General features: G+C 46.7%; 12 protein-coding genes. 7 read left to right on the top strand and 5 right to left on the bottom strand.

Annotated features, from left to right (window positions below; translation table 11 throughout):
* Positions 1 to 562 precede the first annotated feature (562 nt).
* From AC58U0_RS26830 to AC58U0_RS26810, 5 genes are all read left to right on the top strand, one after another.
* Positions 563 to 2,800 (top strand): helix-turn-helix domain-containing protein, encoded by a 2,238-nt coding sequence (locus tag AC58U0_RS26830; RefSeq protein ID WP_497381928.1) that lies wholly within the window; start codon positions 563 to 565, stop codon positions 2,798 to 2,800.
* Positions 2,801 to 3,053: 253 nt separating this feature from the next.
* Complete coding sequence (locus AC58U0_RS26825) at positions 3,054 to 3,995, top strand: ABC transporter permease (RefSeq protein ID WP_497382008.1); 942 nt, start codon at positions 3,054 to 3,056, stop codon at positions 3,993 to 3,995.
* Between the two features lie 17 nt (positions 3,996 to 4,012).
* On the top strand, positions 4,013 to 4,888 hold the full coding sequence (locus tag AC58U0_RS26820; RefSeq protein WP_497381927.1) for a carbohydrate ABC transporter permease: 876 nt from the start codon (positions 4,013 to 4,015) through the stop codon (positions 4,886 to 4,888).
* Between the two features lie 65 nt (positions 4,889 to 4,953).
* Positions 4,954 to 6,627 (top strand): extracellular solute-binding protein, encoded by a 1,674-nt coding sequence (locus AC58U0_RS26815; RefSeq protein ID WP_497381926.1) that lies wholly within the window; start codon positions 4,954 to 4,956, stop codon positions 6,625 to 6,627.
* 117 nt (positions 6,628 to 6,744) lie between these two features.
* Positions 6,745 to 11,796 (top strand): OmpL47-type beta-barrel domain-containing protein, encoded by a 5,052-nt coding sequence (locus AC58U0_RS26810; protein ID WP_497381925.1) that lies wholly within the window; start codon positions 6,745 to 6,747, stop codon positions 11,794 to 11,796.
* Positions 11,797 to 12,290: 494 nt separating this feature from the next.
* Here AC58U0_RS26810 and AC58U0_RS26805 read toward each other — a convergent pair whose 3' ends face one another.
* Together AC58U0_RS26805 and AC58U0_RS26800 are read right to left on the bottom strand one after the other, a co-directional pair.
* Positions 12,291 to 13,214: a Gfo/Idh/MocA family protein gene (locus AC58U0_RS26805; protein WP_497381924.1), complete on the bottom strand. Its 924-nt coding sequence runs from the start codon at positions 13,212 to 13,214 to the stop codon at positions 12,291 to 12,293.
* Positions 13,214 to 14,494 carry an MFS transporter gene (locus AC58U0_RS26800; RefSeq protein WP_497381923.1) on the bottom strand — a complete coding sequence of 427 codons (1,281 nt, stop codon included), beginning with the start codon at positions 14,492 to 14,494 and terminating at the stop codon, positions 13,214 to 13,216. The genes AC58U0_RS26805 and AC58U0_RS26800 overlap by 1 nt, the downstream gene beginning before the upstream one ends.
* 125 nt (positions 14,495 to 14,619) lie before the next feature.
* Between AC58U0_RS26800 and AC58U0_RS26795 the strand changes: the two genes are divergently transcribed.
* Positions 14,620 to 15,177 (top strand): hypothetical protein, encoded by a 558-nt coding sequence (locus AC58U0_RS26795; RefSeq protein ID WP_497381922.1) that lies wholly within the window; start codon positions 14,620 to 14,622, stop codon positions 15,175 to 15,177.
* A gap of 443 nt (positions 15,178 to 15,620) precedes the next feature.
* Here the strand turns inward: AC58U0_RS26795 and AC58U0_RS26790 are convergent, their stop codons facing one another.
* Both AC58U0_RS26790 and AC58U0_RS26785 read right to left on the bottom strand, forming a co-directional pair.
* Entirely contained in the window at positions 15,621 to 17,129 is a 1,509-nt protein-coding gene (locus AC58U0_RS26790) for a leucyl aminopeptidase (RefSeq protein ID WP_497381921.1), read from the bottom strand.
* 98 nt (positions 17,130 to 17,227) lie between these two features.
* The gene (locus AC58U0_RS26785) at positions 17,228 to 18,241 is read right to left on the bottom strand and encodes an aldo/keto reductase (protein WP_057304693.1); all 1,014 of its coding nucleotides are present in this window, start codon (positions 18,239 to 18,241) and stop codon (positions 17,228 to 17,230) included.
* Positions 18,242 to 18,476: 235 nt separating this feature from the next.
* On the opposite strand from AC58U0_RS26785, the gene AC58U0_RS26780 reads away from it, so the two are divergent.
* Entirely contained in the window at positions 18,477 to 19,634 is a 1,158-nt protein-coding gene (locus tag AC58U0_RS26780) for a PepSY-associated TM helix domain-containing protein (protein ID WP_497381920.1), read from the top strand.
* Between the two features lie 93 nt (positions 19,635 to 19,727).
* On the opposite strand, the gene AC58U0_RS26775 is transcribed toward AC58U0_RS26780, so the two are convergent.
* Positions 19,728 to 21,068, bottom strand: coding sequence for an anti-sigma factor domain-containing protein (locus AC58U0_RS26775; protein WP_497381919.1), 1,341 nt, complete (start codon positions 21,066 to 21,068; stop codon positions 19,728 to 19,730).
* Positions 21,069 to 21,088: the final 20 nt, after the last annotated feature.

Below are 21,088 nucleotides of genomic sequence, written 5' to 3'. Positions count from 1 at the left end.
GTGCACATAGAAGCTCTCAATTAAGACTAACTCCCTTCACCGAGCTTATCCTGAACCAATGGGATAGTGAATATAGAAACTTTCAATTAAGACTAACTCCCTTCACCGAGCTTATCCTGAACCAATGGGATAATGCTCATAGAAACTTTCAATTAAGACTTCTCCCTTCACCGAGCTTATCCTGAACCAAAGGGATAATGCTCATAGAAACTTTCAATTAAGACTAACTCCCTTCACTGAGCTTATCCTGAACCAAAGGGATAGTGAATATAGAAACTTTCAATTAAGACCTAATTCCCCTCACCCAGCTTATCCTAAACCAAAGGGATAGTGCACATAGAAGCTCTCAATTAAGACTAACTCCCTTCACCGAGCTTGTCCTGAACCAAAGGGATAATGCCTGAAGGTTAAATTTATAGCAATGCCAGTATCATGCGTATTCACTTATACAAGCATGATCCCTGAATATTTTGCATATAACGTACGACAGTGAACAGTCGCAATAGGAATGCGGCAGAACTGTTATTTCATAGCACTTGGAATAAGTTAGAGGAGCGTTTTTATGACTAAACCATGGTTTTATCGGCTTCTGTTTTCCTATTTGCCTGTATTTTTCATGATCACTTCCGTGCTCATTGTGCTTATTATTCTTTCGATCAGCCAACTGTCCAAAAAAGAAGCTGAAAATGCAAATAAAACGTATGCCTTACATATCATGCAGTCGGTTGACTATGCCTTGAAGACGATAGACGAATATGTGATCAAGGAGCTGCAAACTAATAATCGAATTGACCAGTTTTTTGACAACAAATTTGAGGGAAACCCCTATTACTCCGCTTATGAAGTCACCGAATTGATTCGCGGGATGATGAATTACAACAAGTTTATTGATTCGGTTTATTTTTACCGTGTTTCTGATCAAATGGTCATTAGCCCAAACACGATGATAACGGCAGACCGTTTCGGCGATAAAGTGTTCATAGAAGAGATGATGAAGAGCCCTTCTCAATATCAGCTGACGAATCAGCGGGTCTTTAAAGAATTTGCTGAGATGGATCAGCGTAAAGTCGTCATTTCGTTAGTACGCAAGATTCCTCTGCTATCCGGACAAAAAGGCATCGTCGTTGTCAACATCAGTATGGAATCTATTGTAAGAATGGTCGGAGATATGTCTAATTCAAAGATCAGCTTCATCGAAGTATACGACCCCGAAGGCAAACAGCTGATGGCATCCGGAAACGAAGATGGCGCAGCAGGATCTAAGAAAAGAGGGTCCGAGCTTACCCGAATCCATTCTAGCTATACAAACTGGGAATACCGAAGCGGTCTCAACGATGACTATTTATTTACCTTCACCTCTGTTTTTTCTTATGTATGGATCGGATTGGGACTAGTTATGGTTGTCCTTGGCGGGGTCTGGATGACCTATGTGACCCATCGCAATTATCGGCCGATTAAATTGATTATGTCTCGTATCCATGCTTATACCGAACTAAAATCAATGGGCGTCCCTGGCAAGAAACAAGACGAATTCCAATATATTGACTTGGCCATAGGCAGCCTCATGGAGTTATCCAGCCGCTATGAGAAGCAGCATGAGGAAGATATCGTATTCCGGCGGCGGCACTTTTTCAAAGAATGGCTGGAGGGCAGCCGGGCGGTCGATTATGAAGACTGGAAAGCCGAGATGAATCGGCTGCAATTGCCCTCCGGCTTCGGTCAGCTTGCTGCAGCGGTCATCGAGATGGATAAGTATATGGAAGTATGTAGAATGTTCTCTCAAAAGGATCAAGAGCTGCTGAAATTTGTACTAAGCCGTGTCGTTTATGAAACGTCTGAACCGCTTGGCCTTACTGTTTGGGCGGAATGGACAGCTACACATAGGCTTAGTGTTGTGATATTTGCCGATGAGAATGCCAAAAACAGCGAGAAGCTCGCGGCCAATCTGTGCGAAAATGTTCGCTCCTGGGTCGAGCAGCATCTGCATTTCCGCATTACGCTTGGTGTCGGGCATGTGGTTGGACAAGTTCAAGAGCTAGTTCATTCCTACGAGGCTGCCGTCCATGTTCTTCGCTTTAAATCGACCTTAGGAACGAATCGTGTCCTCTATCATTGGGAATCCGAAGCGTCCTCGGAGAAGGAAATGTATAAGCATTTGCCCCTGGTCAAATCACTGGCTCAGTCATTTCGCTTGGGGGACAAGGGTTGGAAGCAAGCCTTGGAGCAAATTTTCACTGAATTAAAAGTCGGGTTATTCTCCTACGATGAGATCCGCAATCTCATGAATTATTTAATTTATCATTTACACCGGGAGATGATGGAGCTCTCAGCCGAGCTGCAGGAGTTATGGCAAATCGCGCTGCCCCAGCTGAACGACGCCATTGAACAGTTCGATACAATCGAAGAACTATATGCAGCGTGGTTTCACATGTTAGAAGAAGTATCGCAACGGATGGCAGCTGTTCGTGAAGACAGAAGCACACATGCGGTCATGAACCAGATTCGCACCTACGTGGAGACCCATTATGCAGATCCGGAGTTGTCGCTTACTTCGCTAAGCGAGCAGTTTCAGCTTCATGCCTCGCATGTCAGCCGTGCATTCAAAGAAGAGTTTGGTGAAAAATTCGTCGATTATCTCGTTAAGATCCGGATGGAGCAAGCGAAAAAGCTGCTCCAGAGCAGCCGATACTCCGTCCAGGACATCGGGGGCATGGTTGGATACACGCATGCTATATCGTTTATACGCGCCTTCAAGAAGTATACCGGCGTCACGCCGGGCGATTACCGGAAGCAAGAGTAATCATGCCATTTTTCAAGAAAAGTATATTGTTAATTGTTGTTTATTCACCTCTGCATCAAATCCACTAAAGCCTTGTACAGCAAGGGGTTTCAAAAGAGTTTATTCGCTAATTCATGTATATTGAGAAGGATTGCACCTCTGAGGTACATTGATTCCATCGACGGCAAGGGAGCAAAAGATGGTTCAATTTTCACACTAAAGGAGGTGACACACGATGCCACATACACCGCTAGACAACATTCAATCAGCCCCCATGATTTCTACTCGAAGAATTGCCCAACCTACCGCCAAGTCGCTGCACCCCCGTCGTCGTTTCAAGCAAAATATGCCGCTGTTGATTATGTTTGTACCGGTTATCGCTTATTTTATTATTTTTCGGTATTTTCCAATATTAGGAAATATTATTGCCTTTAAGAACTATAACTTGATGGATGGCATATGGGGAAGCCCATGGGTTGGCCTAAAGCATTTCAAGGCACTTTTCACCCAGCCCCAGATGCTGACCATCATCCGCAACACCGTCACATTGAGCTTATTAAGCATTGTCGCTGGATTTCCATTTCCAATTATCATTGCCATCCTACTGAATGAAGTTCGAGCCTTGCGGTTCAAAAGGATTGTGCAGACGCTAATTTATGTTCCTCACTTCTTCTCTTGGGTCATTGTTGGAGGCATTGTCGTTACGATCTTCTCCCAGCAATCCGGTATCGTTAACAAGCTGTTGGAGCTATGGACGGGTCACACCACTGCCTTCTTGTATCAGGAGCATAGCTGGATAGCTATCTTCCTCGGATCTGGGATTTGGAAGGAAGCTGGATGGGGAGCGATCATTTATCTGGCTGCTCTTACGTCCATTGATACGCATCTGTATGAAGCTGCCAGCATCGACGGTGCGTCAAAATGGAAGCAGATCTGGCATGTCACGCTGCCGGGTATTCGCAGCACAATTATTCTCATGCTGATTCTGAGTATGGGTACTGTCATGGAAGTCGGGTTTGACCATGTGTACACGCTCCAAAATGCAGCCGTTTCGGATGTCTCGAATGTCATCAGCACCTATATCTTTATCGTGGGTGTCCAAGGAGGACAGTTCAGTTTAACTACGGCGGTCGGGTTGTTTGAATCTCTGGTCGGCTTCTTCTTCGTCGTCCTTGCGAATCAGCTTGCCCGTAAATTCGATCAAGGACTGTGGTAGAAAGGAGCCTCCCCCTCATGAAACCAACATGGGATGAGAAAATCTTTTACACGATCAATTATCTGTTCCTTGGCCTTGCAGCTCTAAGCTGCGTTCTTCCCTTGATGCATATCGTATCCCTATCCTTGAGCAGCTATCAGGCGATTGTATCAGGACATGTAACCCTATGGCCGCAAGGCTGGACTGTAGAAGCGTACAAAGCCTTATATGTTGGCACGAATATGGTCAAAGCCTTTCGCAATAGTGTCGTGATTACTGTTATCGGCGTTGTGATAAGCATGTGGTTTACGATCATGGCGGCTTATCCGTTAGCCAAGAAATTTTTCTATGCGCGTCGCTTTTTTACACTGGCTATCGTATTTACCATGCTGTTCGGAACACCGTTAATTCCTCTGTTTCTAATCGTGAAAAGTCTCGGCTTACTGGATACTTACGGTGCCATATGGATGCCGGGACTGATCAGCGCGTTCAATATGCTTGTGCTTCGGACCTTCTTTATGAATGTACCTGAAGAGCTTGAAGAGGCGGCACGCATGGATGGCTGTGGAGAATGGAGACTTCTCACCCGGATTATTCTTCCGTTATCCCTGCCAGTATTGGCTACGTTGACTTTATTCTATGGCGTCGGATATTGGAATTCATTCTTACACGTACTTATGTTTATCAATGACAGCACCCGAATGAATTTGGCGGTTATGATTCAACAGATGGTCGCCAGCCAATCGATTCTTCAAGAGCTTAATTCCGTGAGACCGGATGATTTGCAGCAAATGACACCAGAATCCATCAAAGCGGCCGGAGTCATCGTACTCATTGTGCCTATGCTGATCGTCTATCCTTTTTTGCAGAAGTATTTTGTTAAAGGGGTTATGATCGGCGCGATTAAAGGATAAGACGAAGGACAACACAACCTAACTTAAGCTGTTTCAGGAAACGAATGATCTAAGGGGGTATATCCATGTTTATATTACGTAGGGGTCATAAGAAAGCTCTACTGTCTACACTAGCTTGTATCGCGGTATTGGCAGGCTGCTCGACAGCCAAAGTCAATGATCCAGGGACATCGTCAAGTCCGAATACGACCCCAGCAGTCGAACCGGCTAAAAGAGGAGCCATTAACGTTTCCGTCTATGATCGGGGCAATATTCCTCCGGAGGAAGGCAACTGGGATAAAAACCGTTGGGTGGAGTGGATCAACAAGAACGGTCCTGTCGATGTTAAATATACACCCGTTCCCCGCTGGGAATCGTTCCCGAAATTTAACGCTTTGCTAGCCTCGGGAAGCGCACCGGATTTGATTCTGGAGTATGATGCCAACTACAGGAACAGCTGGTATTCGCAGAAGCTGCTGATGCCGATCGATGAGATGATTGATAAATACAGCACAAACTACAAGCAAATTCTAGAGAAATACCCGCTGCTGCGCAAGATTGGAACGAAGGAAGACGGCAAATTGTATGAAATCGGACGTTTAAATGTTGTGGCCCCGCATCATCGTCTCTTAATCCGTGAGGATTGGCTCCAGAAGCTGAACCTGCAGGTTCCGACGACAACCGAAGAATTGTACAACGTAGCCAAAGCGTTCGTGAACCAGGATCCGGACGGCAACGGTAAAAAGGATACGTTCGGTATCAACCTGAGCGGTGTCGGCTTCTCCGTGATCAGCCACATCTTCGGTCGTTCGATCGATTGGGCCGAGCAAAACGGTACCTTTGTACATGACTGGGAACGCCTCCAGGCATCCGTAGAATTCCAGAAGCGTTTGTTTGACGACGGTTTAGTCGATAAGGATTTTCTCACAGATAAAAACGGACAAAAGGGCATTCAAGATTTTATGAATGGAAAATTAGGGATTTTCGCGATCGACAGTGCATGGTTTACCATTTCGAACTATGAAACTTTGAAGAAGAACAACCCTACGGCTAAGGTCATTCCGATGGCTTTACCGAAGAGTCAATTCGGGCAGTTCAGCCCGATTATCAGCACACCTGTGCAAATGGTCGGTGTCGTCAATGCCAAAGCGAAGGATCCGAAAGCGATCATGCAATATATTGACTGGATGGTGGATCCCCAAAATGCAAGCCTGTTGAAAAACGGTATTGAGGGTACACATTCACAAAAAGGCTCGAATGGCTGTTTGCAGCCTATCGATACAGAGAAAAATAAGAAAGAACTGTACACCGACGATCTGAATATGATGAGATCCGATTTGCTGCTGGGCAAATGTGCCGAAGTGTATCTCGTGAACTTGCGCCCAGAAGTGCCAACCCAGAAAGAGCTGCTCGATATCAACCTCAAATCCAAAGAAATCTATATTAATAAAGATCGTCCTATTCCTTCGCTCGGCTACGACTTCTTACCGGTACTGCCTGATGATCTCCAAGCGATTGTCAAAAGCACAAGCAAATCCAACAACATCGATAAAGGCGATATTTGGTTGAAAGCTCTGGTAGGTGGCACTGGCTACACCGCTCAGCAAGCTGTGAAGGATGCTAAAGATGTATGGGAAAAAGCAGGCGGCAAACAAGTCGACGATTATTACGCCAAATGGTATGAGAACAACAAAACCAAGGCATTTAGTATTGATGATCTGTACAAATTCGCTGAACAGTCTCAGAAAGAGTTGAAATAGAACGAAGGAGGAGCGGCGCTCCAATGTTAGATGGATCGGAGCGCCGTCTACACATGACGTGGACCCCGGATAGGATTAGGGAATCCTATTGATAATCTCATTCACCTGGAGGTAATTATGAGATCCCTACACAAGTCAAAACTCCTTGTTTCAATCCTTCTGTCGGCAATCATTGTTTCACTGTTTCCTCTCTTTCCAGCGCATCGTGCAGCTGCGGCTGCAGCAGGTATTACCCAAGATTATTGGAACAACGTTCCTGGGGGGAAGGTGGAACAGATTCCTGTAAAGACGCCTCCGTCAGGTTCGAGATTACTCGCTAACTTCGAGACACCGAACAATACGGGGGATCTCTATGGTTCTCGTGTTTATGGTTTTCTGACGCCGCCTGTCAGCGGAGGCTACACCTTCTGGATCGCAGCGGATGACAGCTCCGAGCTATGGTTGAGTCCGGATGGCGATCCTGCGCACAAAGAGAAGATAGCGTCTAATACCGTCTTCGCTAAGCCCAGAGAGTGGGGTAAATCTCCCACTCAGAAATCGGTGATCATTCCGCTATCAAGCGGAAAAAGATACTATATCGAGGCACTGCACAAAGAAAACACCTCGAATGACAATCTGGCTGTCGCCTGGCAAGGGCCGGGAATAGTTCAACAGGTTATACCTGGCACTTACCTGACACCTTATGTGCTGCCTGATGCACCAACAAATCCGGTGCAGGACGACACAGCGAATACATTCGGATGGACGCCCGTTCCCGGTTTACCGGATGTGGCAGCCTATGAATACACCACAGATCGCGGTTACACGTGGCAAACCGTAACAACGAACCCGCTTCAACTGGACAATGTCAACTACACGACGGGACAAATACAAGTTCGGTTGAAAGAAACGACAGCGCAGCCTGCCGGAAAAATCCTGTATTCAACCGCCTTTTACACGCTAACTACCGCAGAACAACCGGCGCCGGTTTATACAACGCTTTGGAAGATCGGGCTTGATAATCAGCAGTCGACCGAATTTGGCGATTATAAATCAATACCTGTTGAGTCCTTCAGCCTTCCTTCCGACTGGGCTACTCGCACAGATTGGAGTTTGGTATCTAAAGGACTGAAGCTTAGCCGCAACGGTTCTATGGTTATTACTTACAACTTGCCGCAGGTCCCGGAGCATGGCGTGCAGTTCAGCTTCAGGAGCTTGGATGCGTATGTATCCGTTCCGCAATTAGCTGTATTTTCCAATGATACGATGGCCGGTTTAATCCAAATTGTAGGCTTGAACGGCGGAAATACGACTCGAAAATTTAAAGAAACTTACGAGCTTTATATTCCGAAGGAAATGCTGAAGGTTGGATCTAATGAACTGAAGCTATCTTTGGATCGAGGCTTGTATGCGGGAGCTGAAGGTGATGAATATCATTGGTTTGAATGGGATTATGCCAAACTTGAGGCATTAGGAGCTCCGGCTGCTGAACCGATTCACGGGCGGTATACCCATCTGGGAACAGCCCTTGTCTCGCATGTGTTGAAAGATCGCGATCTGCAAACGATGGAAGTAACGAAGTGGCTGGGACTCGCCTACAGCGGGAACGTCATTCGTTCCAGTCAATTCTCGCGGGAATGGCTGACTGCTTTGCGCGATTTGAATTTGGCACCTGTGCTGCTGCCATTCGGAACCTATATCAAGGATCCAGAGCTTTCATCGGGGGTCGTCCCTGAGAAGCTCAAAGAGTATTACAACAATCTCATTGCAGAAAATGGGGATTTGTTCGAGTACTTGGAGCTTGATAACGAACCCGGCGTGTTCAACAATGCATTTGCCGCCGATTTGGCTCTTGCTAAGTATGTTAGTGAGCAGAAGCCTTTGCTAAACCCTTGGTTGAAAGCGGTTTCTCCAGGCTGGGCTTACTGGCCCTCCAAAGGAATTCCCGATGGCTGGGAGCGTGATCCTGCCTACCGCAGGCAGATTGAAGACTATACCGATATGACGAACGGACACAGCTATACCTTAAGCGGGATTTCGAGTGGTGAGGGAGGCGCTGTCGTTGAGACGTTAAAGACTTTTCCTGAGTATCAGGGTGACGGAATGGCAAAGCCGATGATGATGAGTGAAACGGGAGCTAATGATTTTCATACTGATAATAACCGTTACGATACGTTCACGCACCGTTTTGCCTCCATCTTTGATCGGGAAACACGCAGTACCATCGGCTATCTCGATTACATCATGCAGCATGCGGCTTACTTCCGAGAGTACAGCTTGCTCAAAGAGGACATCGAAATGAAGTCCGCCGACGATGCCGAAGCGTGGATCAATACGAGTGATCCCGATGAAACGCGTTTGAAGGTATTCCGCCGTTTAGCACTTGCCTACAGTACGCATGGCAAACCGCTCCCTTATGTGTATACAAATCAGAATGAGCTTGCCGGGAAAAAAGCTTATTTCCGTTCGGTGGATACATCAAGTCTTGGTGTGAGCGCTACCAGTGCAAAATCCAATAAAATTCTGCTCAATTTTGTTAATTTTGAAACGACACCGGTTACGATGAACGTCCATGTCACGCTGCCTAATAACGCCCAGTATGCGGCTGAACGCTTTGGCGCAGGTAATACGTATGCGGCTGCACGCAGTTTTACGACCATTGACGCCACTTTGGGCGCACAGTTATCAGAAACACTTCAACCGGGCGAAGCCGTCGAATACATTTTGACCCCGTTGGAACATTCAGCACCAAGCAAGCCTACGCTGCAAGCACGGGCCGTTTCGTACAAACAAATCAAGCTGACTTGGCAGCCTTCTACAGATAATGCAGAAGTCACCGGATATAAGCTCTATGATAACGGCGTACTGCTCGCTAAGCTGCCTAAAGCCGTAACCCGTTATTCGCACCAAGATGTTAGACCGGAAAGCGCACACTCATACACGCTCATCGCTTATGACGACTCTGGCAACGAATCCGTGCCGAGCGACCCTTTAGCCATATCCTCCTTATCGTTGCCAGCCTCTCCTTTTACCACTACGTCTACGGGAGCTTTGCATGTTGAAGCGGAGCAAACGGAGCTGGAAGGAGTGACCCACCATGGTACATTCGTCGGTATGTACTTTACACAAGGACGGATGAACATGCTGAAACCGCCTGTCAAAGCAAATACCAATTACATTCTTAAGCTAAAATATAGTGCGGCCGCAAACAAAAAGGTGAATCTCGTTATCGACAATCAGCTGATACGAACCCTGGATTTGCCGGGAACGGAGCCGAACGTCTATACAACGGTCGAATATAACGTCATGATGCCTGCGGACATCAGCAACCTTGTGCTGTCCATCGTCAAGAGCAGCGATAATGTGTTCGCCTACTTCGATTGGTTCGAGCTGAAAGAAGGCATCTTGGATGAAACACCGCAAGCACTTTGGACGAATGTCATTCATTCCAGTACGAATATGTACTATTCGGCACCTACCTTCGCTCTCGGCGCCAATGGAGCGAATCTCCATGAAACGACAACGCCGGGCGATTATGCAGCTATGGGCTTTAAGGGGACGGGAATCCGTTGGTATTCCGATATTGAGTCATCTTTAGGCGAGGCAGATGTTTATATCGATGATGTTCTGCAAGCAACTGTGGATTTGAAAACAGCAAATACACAGGGCGCGAAGAAGGTTGTTTTCGAAAAGACGGGTCTCCCTGTGGCAAACCATATCATCAAAGTTGTCGCTAAGAACGGCCGTGTCATCCATCAATCGTTCGAGTTTTTGAGTTTGGAACGTCAACCCTTAACTCCAGGCCCTGATCTTATCGTAACAGACCTTGGAACGAATCCAGCAGATCCGTATGCCGGGCAAACGGGAATTCGATTTTATGTTACGGTGAAAAATGTCGGTATTCTCCCAACCCCAGACGGCAAAATAACCGGAGCCGTGTTTGGTTTGAACGGCGGTTCGTTCGGCTACACGGATACGTATAATCAATCCATCCCTGTAGGCGGCAGCGCAACACTCTACACAAACGCAGGCGGTGAGAACGGATATTGGGAAGTTCCTAATGGAGAAGCCACCTACCAGTTAAGCGTCAATATCAATGATATCGGACGATTCACTGAAATGGATCGCACGAACAACACCAAGGAGATGACTTTCCAGGTGAAAAAGCGCGATGTCACTCCTCCTGTGACAACAGCGACAGCAGACGGGGCAACTGGGTCAGGCACATTCAATAAGCAAGATGTACATGTTACGTTTACAGCCGTGCATCCGACTGTTGGCGTTGGAATCCGGCAAACGGAGTACCGAATTCAGGGTGGAACATGGCATCCTGTCACAGCTCAGGCGGTCACCTTCAGTGATGAAGGGGTACACCAAATCCAATACCATTCGATTGATGTGTTTAATAATGAAGAAGTGCCTAAAGATTTAATTATAGGCATTGATAAAACGGCTCCAGCAACCACGCACACATCAATAGCGGGGTGGCAGCGAACACCGCAAACCGTCACATTAGCGGCTTATGATTCTTTGAGCGGTGTACAACAGACCTTTTACATGCTAAATGGGGGAACTGCCACTGCCGGAACTTCGGTTACGGTAAACACCTACGGTGTTAACACGATAAACTATTACAGCGTTGATTTGGCAGGCAATCAGGAAGCTAGTCATTCTGCGGAAGTACGCTTCGATCCGCAAGCACCTGAAATCAATATACCCGGTCCTTTAACTGTATTTTTGACGGATCCGATTGTATGGAATGTTGGTATCACGGATGCCTTAAGCGGAGTGGCCTCATCTGTGGTTAAACTGGATGGTGCCGTTGTTAGCCCTAACATTAACCTCCAACCTCTTAGCTTGTGGATTGGTCAGCACACGATTGAAGTAACGGCTACAGATAACGCGGGCAATACGATCGTACGTACCTTTGTATTGAAGGTGATCATGGATCTCGATCATTTGGACGATTTACTCCGTTTGTTATGGAATTTAGGATATTTCCCAAATCAAAGCACTTATAACAGCTTGCAGAACAAGGTTACTCAGCTACAGAAACTGCTAAACCAAAGTCAGCTTAAAGATCCGACTATCTTCGATGCTGTCATCAAAGATGGCAAGTATACGGATAGTACGACCGCCAAGCTGCTTCGGGATGCCATTCTATATCTGCAGCAAAAATCAGGGAAGTGAATAGCACACGTAGAAGCGGTGTCGGGTGAAAAGAACATATATGAAAAGAAGGGCCTGTCATCCAAAGTCACTTTTGGATGATTGGCCCCTCTACCCTTTTCTGTACGATGCCAGAGTAACCAAAATTTATTTGCCCGAGGGAACGTCTATGCTCTATTTGGATGAAAAACACCCGAAATCATGAGGTAGAGGAACTAGGAAGCGTTATTTCACTGCTTGTGACGAATCTGCCGCCTTTGCGCACAATCTTTGTGCGCTAGCGTCCGGTGGCGACGATTCCGCCGCCTTTGCGCACAATCTTTGTGCGCTAGCGTCCGGTGGCGACGATTCCGCCGCCTCTGCGCACAATTTTTGTGCGCAAAATCAGTGGTGGGCGCTTAGAACTTAGAACGGGACCCTGCCTCCTGAATTTTATACTTTATTATAAAATAGTCGACGTTCCGCAACATCTTTTTAAACGAATTAATGTCTTGAATCTTTTTTTGGCACCCTGGTTACTCGGACAATCGTTCCACTAATTGATGTGACGCAAGAACAAGGTCTCCACGGATGCTGCAGGCATTCGGATTGTCCAAGCTGTCCAGGAAATGCTGTACAACGCCAGCAAAGCCCCTTCTTTCAAGCACCGTGTCCCAGCTGCCGAAGGAGCGTACGCGTGGTGCGGCGCCTTTTTCATAAAAAACTGCTGACTCCAGGTTCGTTACTTCTACCGATCGGCCGCTCCCGTGCAGCTCAACTTTTTCTAAATCAACACCTGCCAGTCTAACCATACTGTAATTGCCTAATGAAGAGCCGAATGCCAGCGTCCCTGATGCGTGGAGCAGTTTGCCTGCTTCATCGACTTGTTGGTTGTATGTGCTCACTTCGTACGGACTCTCTCCAAGCCATAGCAAAAGATCCAGCATGTGAATCAGGTCATCATACAACGTCTCTTTGGCGCTATGACCTTGCTGCTTGATGCGGTGCTTAACGGCTGAACACCAATCGAATCCGCCTGCCTCCTGAAGCCATTGCTTAGCCTCCTTATAAAGAGGAGCAAACCTGCGGTTAAACCCCGCTGCCAGCAAAACGCCTTTTCGCTCCGCATATGAAGCCATCTCGGCGGACTGTGCCCAATCGTAGGACAACGGTTTATCTACATAAACAGCAACACCCTGTTCTATACTTTTCATCGCAATATCGTAATGGGTAGATGTCGGACTATGGACGAAAACTGCATCCAACTCATGTGCAAGAAGCTCATCTAAGCTTGTTGTCCCGTAAGGAATGCGATACTTTGCCCTCATCCGTTCTACCGTCGCCGGAGTGGAGCTCATAATCCCTGCAATTTCCACTTGCTCGTTGACCGATAATAGAGGCAGATACACTTTTTGTGCGATATCACCTAGACCAATTAATCCGATTCTTTTCTTCGTCATTATGTTTCACTCCTCATTTGTTTTCCCAGCACCATACGTCCAACCAACAGTCCAAGTACAAGTAAAACAGCGCCAACCACCGTAGAAACACCATATATTTGCACCCACATCGGGGCATCCGTAATCAAGGCATATACTTTTCCGCCAAAAATCGGACCCAAGAAAGCGGCAAAGCCAGTGATAGCCGAATAAGTAGCAATATACATCGGACGTTCGCTCTTCGGTGTGTCGCCAATCGTAAACGTGAACACCATCTGATTAAACCCACCCAGACCAACGCCAAGAACGATATGAACGGCATACAGAACAACAATGGCTGGAATGAATGCAATCGCTCCCCATAATAAACAAGCTAGCGCAATGATCGGTAAAGACCACAGCAGCAAGGTTTGAGCCGTATAACGCACATTCAGATTGCCCCATACATAGTAGCTGGCCATCATGACCAGGGTATGAACGACCGTAATTAACGAGACTGTTTCATAATTAATTTTCATCAGCTTGAGCATGACATAAGAGAAGAGCGGCACGGTTACCCCTTGTACGAATAAAAACACAGCCAAAAAGAGAATCGCTTTAAGAAAAGCGCGATCCTTCAACGGCTTCCCAATCATCCCTACCGGATTCGATGCCGTAGATGGCTCGAAGGGTGGATTCGGATATAAACCGAAGGCTAGAATATTTAAGACCACACAAACGCTGCATATAATAAATAAATAGTTAAAACCTTGCCCGCCTGGATACCGATCCAATATTTGTCCGCCAACGAAAAGAGCTAGTGAACTTACCCCGCCTAATATCGTATTGCGAAGTCCAAAATATCGTCCTCGAACCGGACCCGGCACCGCATCGCTTATTAATGAGGTCCAAACGATTCCACCCGCGGCATTTCCCAAATGAGCAGCCGTATAAAGCACTATATACATCACAACCCACAGATCTTTGGGAAATAAAAAAGGAATCAAGCCCACAGAGGTCCAAAGTAATCGGTGTGAGGAAGCAAATATAAGCAGCATTCGTTTGCGGTTTCTGAATTTTTGCATGACCACAGCCATCCCAATTTGAATAATATTGACGACGGTGGTAATGGCCAACACTAAACCAATTTCAGTTGAAGTCGCTCCTAAATAAAGCAAATAACCTGTTAGAAACGGACCGCCAAGGAGTTGGAAAATAATAACCGCCGGAAACCCCTCCAACGTTGCGATGAGCAAGCTTCTTCGGTAGGAGGATACTTTTTTTCTGGGTTTTCGTACATAATCCGCAATTTTCATTGCCATACTCGCCTCCTGATGTAATTCTTATGATGAATGACTGATCTTAAAGTTTACAAACTATAGGGCGCTTATGGTAAAATAGGACTGACTACCTAATCTATCATGTCAGGCGGGATCACCCAAATACTATGAAACCAAACCATTTTGGTCTTATCACAAGCTCATTACTCTTTTTGACTTTCATTGTACTCTCTCTCATGTTTCAGTCAACCATTTATTTGTATATCGCCAGCGTATGTCCGCTGCTCATTGTTCCTTTTCTTCCGGATATTCGATCCAATCAGTTCATTAAGCCGAATCAAGCTAAAGGTGCTGTAAGATTGATTACCATGGAGAACAAGGACAAGGCTGATTCCGATTTTCTTGTTATCTTGTTTGAACCAGGGTATGTAAGATGGAAGCGTGGGAAACTTTTTTTCAACATGGAAGATATCATGAAAGATGTCTACATCAAGCCAGATCCCCTCGCCGCCACAATGACGGTGTTAAAATATGATCTATTTCTACATCGACGCAAGAAAAATTGGATTGGTATTTCCTTAACGCAGCTTGAACAGCGCACCGAGCATCTCTCTTATACAACAAATGAAATCAACCGTCTGGTCATTCGGATGTCCGATGTGAATGAATTGCTTCAAAGGCCGGTAAATCAGCCAGCTGCAGCTGGACAAAGTATTGGCGCCTAGGAAGATTAAAAAATCACCCTGCCTTGAGTTAAAGACCTGCCGATCATTTGGCTGGCGATAACTCGATGACGGGTGATTTTTTTGTGTCCAAGTTGGATAAACCCAAAGATGAAGCTCATGATTGAGGGTGCTTTCTTGATAACTGATTCTTCCCCTATTAGGAGTCTCCTTAGGCTGTTATTTAGAGAAAAACTCGTGAAAACCCTCCAAATAAGAGTCTTTAGGGACTTCTATCCTCAGTAGATGATGCTGATTCCTACCATTTTTCTGTATATTAGAGCCTTTAGGGACTTCTATTTACTGCTTGCAAGCTTTTTTTTGGCAAATAAGAGATCTTAAAGGCTGTTATTTCATCTATACATTGTTAAAACCTTAGCCATCCTACTTTGATCGAGCACTTCTAGCACTTTTCCTACTTTAATCAACCTACAGCGACGAAAAAACTAGTTAAGTTCGTTCCCACAAAGATAAGCCGCTAAAGTACGAACCATGACACCTGTTGCACCTTTAGGCTCGATACCTTTGGCCGACCATAACCAAGCCGTGCCGCCGGTATCCAGATGGATCCAAGGCGTTTCTTCGGCGAAGAAACCGATGAACAGGCCTGCTGTAATGGCTCCTGCCCAGCGATCGGATGAAGTCGCATTCTTAACATCGGCGACATCACTCTTTAGCATAGCGCGATACTCCGGATAGTTTGGCAGCTGCCATACTTTTTCACCAGCTGCCGAGGCTGCCTGAAGCAGCGGCTTCAGGAACTCGTCATCATTCGTAACTGCGCCAGTCGCGACATCGGCAAAGCAGATTAAGATGGCCCCTGTTAAAGTTGCAACATCAATCAGGCGATTCGCTCCCAGCTGCTTGGCGTAGGTCAAGCCATCGGCCAAGATAATGCGGCCTTCCGCATCCGTATTCAACACTTCAACGGAATGTCCGCTGAGCATTGTCACGATATCGCCAGGGCGATAGGCAGAACCAGACGTCATGTTCTCCGCCGCCGGGATAACCACAACCAAGTTCACCTTCGGCTTCAGTTGACCGACGACGTGCAGGGCACCGAGCAGTGTAGCGGCTCCGCCCATATCGCTGATCATTTCTTCCATGCCGTCGGGTTTCTTCATCGAGATCCCGCCGGTATCGAAGGTCACGCCCTTGCCGACGAGGCCCAGCACGTCGGCGGAATCTGGATCACCCTTATACTGCAGGGTGATCATGCGCGGCGGGTTGACGCTGCCCGCACCAACCGCGGTAAGCCCGCCCATCCCGCGGGCGGCTATCTCGTGCTCGTCCAGCACTTCGCAGGCGAAGCCGTAGTGCTGGGCGAGCCGAACGGCTTCCTCTGCGATAGAAGCCGGAATGAGCCTATTGCCCGGGAGGTTCGTGAGATCCCGGGCATAGTTCGTGCCTTCCGCAACCGCCTCAGCGGCTGCGATCGCCCCCTTCAGAAGCGCTGCATCCGCAGCCGCTTCTGTGAGGAGCACAGCCTGGCGCAGCTCCGCGCGCGCAGGCTCGTTCTTGCGGTACGCCGCGATGCGGTACGTACCGAGGAGCAGCCCTTCGGTCAGCGCCGAGGCGGCTGACCGGCTGTCGATCCCGCTTGGCAGCTTCAGCGCCAAGCGTTCGAACTGCAGCGCCAGTGCCTTGCGCGCTGCAAACACCGCGGCTGCGCGCAGCGTATCGCGTGATGCTGCGGGGCCGAGCCCCGCAACGAACACGTACGCGTACGGCAGCAGCCCGTGGGTCGGCAGCGCCTCGAGCTCGCCTGAGGCGCCAGTGAATAGGCCCTTTGCGCGCATGCGCTCAAGGGCCTGATCGAGCTGCGGCAGTCCGAGGACATCGTCCTGGCGCAGCTCAGCTTCACTTAGGCAGACGAGGATTGCGTCTGCCCCAGTTTCATTATCCATCAACGACGTATATACACCCGTCGTTACATCCGTAATTTTATCAAACATAAGTACTTCTCCTTAGGTTCAAGTAGTTTCTGTGTTTCTGCAATTTTTTACAGTTTCTGCAGTTTCTGCAGTTTCAGTAGTTTCCATAGTCTCTCAAATTAATAAAAAGATGCGGCCTTCTGCACCACAGACTGCATGGGCAGCTGGTAAGGGCACTTCTCTTCGCAAAGCGGTTTCTCTTTGCATGGATCATGGTCTGCACAGCCTACTATTCTATCCTTTTGTCTTTGGAAAAATCCGTCACCCTTCGGCAGCAGTCCGAATTTCTCTCTAAATCTACTCGCAATCATCACATCCGGAATGGAGATTTCGAGCGGACATGAACAATAATTGCAGCGTCTGCAATCGTGTTGACCCAGCTCTATAGCCAATTGCTCCAGCTCCTGGCGCTCCTCCGCTCCTACTTCCTGCTCCTGCGCAGCCAAGTTTTCTTGCACTTCCTTGATGCTCACCATCCCAGAAATCGTCACATGCACGTCTTGGCTGTAAGGATAGCGGATCGCACGGTCAACCGGTTGAATGAACCCGCCGGACAAAGGCTTCATCGCCACTTTCATTAAATCCATCTCTGTCGCTTTTGGGATCAGCTCATCAAGTGCAAACGGCTGTGCTAAATTGAGATGAAACAAAATCTGCGAAAATTGCCCTTTGGCGATCCATTTCGCAAGTAAATCTGGACGGTGTCCGGAAATGCCGATAAATCGCACTTTCCCTTCCCGCTGAGCCTCAAGAGCAGCTTCATAGGCGCCGCCGATATCCATCGCTTTCTTAAACTCGCTAACATAGTTCACATAATGAATTTGCAATAAATCTACATGGTCTGTTTTCATACGAACTAAGCTTCGCTCAATTTCCGCTTTCGCCGTCTCGTAATCACGTGCTCCTGTCTTCGTCGCTAAGAAATACTCACTTCTGCGATGGGAGATGCACTCGCCGATAATTTCCTCGCTGTTCCGGTATGCTGCTGCCGTATCGATATAATTAATGCCGTGATCCAAGGCGTAATTCAATGCTTCTCTTGCCTGTTCAAGTGGTACACCTGGAAGATTCATAGCACCAAATCCAAGTGATGAAACGTTGTAGCCGGATTTACCGAAAGTCGAATACCTCAAGCTAAAATCTCCCTTCCAACTTAGAAAAATCAATCATAATTGCGCTTGCAACTATTGTAATACAACTCAGTCCTACTTTCCATGAAGCAGATGATTGTAAACGCTATCATTTCATTCAATACTTGCAATCGCAAATGATTAACCATAAATGTATTGACAATGAAAGTGATAATCATTATCATTCTAAACAGATTCATGATTTTGATAATCATTCTCATTTATGGAAGGGGCCATTATGCGTAAATTATTGTTACAAATTCATCTCTGGGTAAGTTTACTTCTAGGCTTATTCATTGTTGCCATCTGTACAACAGGCAGTCTGCTTGTTATTGAAAATGATGTAGAGAAATGGATACATCCACAGCTTTATCAACCTACGCCAGGTCATACCTCACTACTCGACGTTCAGCAAGGTGCGGAGCAAGCTTTTCCAGGGTTCAAAATGGATCGAATCGAGCTTCCGGCAGGAGATGGTCTTTATCAGGTAAGACTAACCAAAGAAGTGAGCGGCAAAGCTTCGACTCAAAATGTTTACGTTGATCCAGGCTCCGCCCATGTACTTGGGCCTGTAGGACCTAGCAGAAATGTCTTCTTTACGAAGGTTCTGCAATTACACCGTTATTTACTTGCCCAGGATGTACTTGGTAAATCAAATGCTTCCATTGTCGTTGGCTTTATGGGTGTCGGTCTCATCATCATTCTAGTCACAGGTGCTTATCTATGGTGGCCCGGCCTTCGCAAATTTGCTCGCGGCTTCCGAATTATTCGAAACAAAGGTAAGCTTGCCCTAAATTTAGGTCTACATAAAACTGTCGGTATAATAACCATTCCTTTTCTTCTCGTATTCGCCCTCACAGGCACGGCTTATCAACTTGATAAATATGTGTTTGGATGGTTCGGACTGTCGACCAAAACGGAAGCAGCTGCTTCTTGGAGCAAAACAACAAACATGAACGGTTCACCGCTTTCTCTTGACACCATCGTTCAAAATGCGCAAGAACGATTTCCGAACCATAAACTGGTCCGAGTCCAACTACCCACGAAGCCTGATCAAACTTATCAGTTAGCGATGAAAGAAGGTTACAGTCCGACTGGTTCCAGCAATGTTACCGTCTATGAAGACCCCTATACGGGTGAAATTTTAGGTAAAACAAACCCAAATGCTCCAATGGCGTTTTACAGTGCTTGGAAAAAAGGCTTGCATTTCGCAACTTGGGGTGGTGAACCTGTGAAAATCGCGAGCTTTCTCATGGGGATGATGCCCCTTTTCCTGATGATTACAGGTCTAGTTATTTGGCAATTCAAAGCTAGAGCACGTCGCAGAAGTAAAAGCTCTTCCAGCATCAAAGAATCTCCTCCAACAATGGTTCCTTCGATGAGCTCTGCCGAATAAAACATACAGAAACACCCCAGGCAAAGCTTCACATAAAAGCGAAGTATGCCAAGGGTGTTTCTTTATGTATATATTCTATTCTTTTAACTCTTACTAATCTCTATTATCATCGTGGTTTTTTGAATCTTTGTTCCGATCGCTCCAGCTCCAAGGAAAAATGGTGCTTCTATCATTTTCCGATTTTGGTTTTTGCGTTGGCTTGTCAGATGGCTTATCCGTCGGTTTGCTTGAGCTTGTAGGCTTACTGGAAGGTTTTACAGTAGGCTTAGGCGTTGAAGTCGCTCTAGGCTTTGAGGATGATTCTTTCTTAGAATCATCCTCATTGCCATCACCCGAGCGGTTCGGCTTCGGCGTTGATTGGTTGTCATTATTACGATCATTGCCGTTTCTATCGTTTTTGTTGTCGTTCTTGTTGTCATTCTTATTGTTATTGTCGTTCCTGTCGTTCTTGCCATTTTTCGAAGATGTTGTCGGTGTTGGTTTCACCGTAGCCTTGCCATTATTACCGTTCTTACTATTGTTATTTTTATCGTTCTTATCATTTTTATCGTTGTTCTTGTCTTTGTCCGATTTCTCGTCCTGAATTTGTTGAATTTTCTCGCTGAGCTTTCCGGATTTTTCATCTGCGATAAGCTTCTGCAGAGACGATTTATCGATCGGCTTATCCGGCTTTACCAATTTATCAATCCCGCCGTTATCCTTCGCGAGTTGATGAATCGACACCGTTTTGATGTCATCGAGAGATACTTTCGCACCATTGTCTACCGCATTCAAATATATCGCGTACTTCCCGGCCGATACACCGCTTGCCTTCGCCTCTTGTCTTACTTCTTGCGGGGCGGCGAACGCGGTCACTTCATAATTTTTCACTTGATCCGGATGGGCTTGCTCTATATGCTTACTGACCTGAGCTTTCAACTTCGTTGCAATTGCCTGATCATCCACATCCGTTTTTTGTTCTACAATCGTAGAGCTAATGATGATATCTCCTTCACCTCTAGCAAGTGCTCCCTGCTCGGCTTTGTCTAAAATATCCGATGTGACAGCTTCTAACGACTTCCCCTTATAGACTAAGGTTTGAATTAGGTCAACTCCATCTGAATTTAACCCAATTAGATCCTGTACAACCTCATCATTATCAATTCCTATTTCTACACTAGGATTGATATCTATGGTTACGTAGGCAACCACTTGGCCTCCAGGAACGGTTCCTGTCAACGTCGATACTAAGACAAAGCATAGGACGATTGCGGCCGCCAGTCCCGATGCAATAGCCATTTGCGGTACACGCATACGCCGCTTCGCAGGTGTGTACAGTATCTCTTCCCCAACTTCACAATTCCGCGTTCCCCTCGGAAGCTTATCAAACCGACCCTCTGGATTCATGACAATAATGGAGCTGTCGCTTAATTCCATTACGATTCCCTTGTTCATGCGCTGTTCTTCCTTTCTTT

This window comes from Paenibacillus sp. J31P190, from assembly GCF_059692075.1.
The sequence above is the reverse complement of the archived record's forward strand: the minus strand, read 5'-3'. Positions and strand labels throughout refer to the sequence as shown.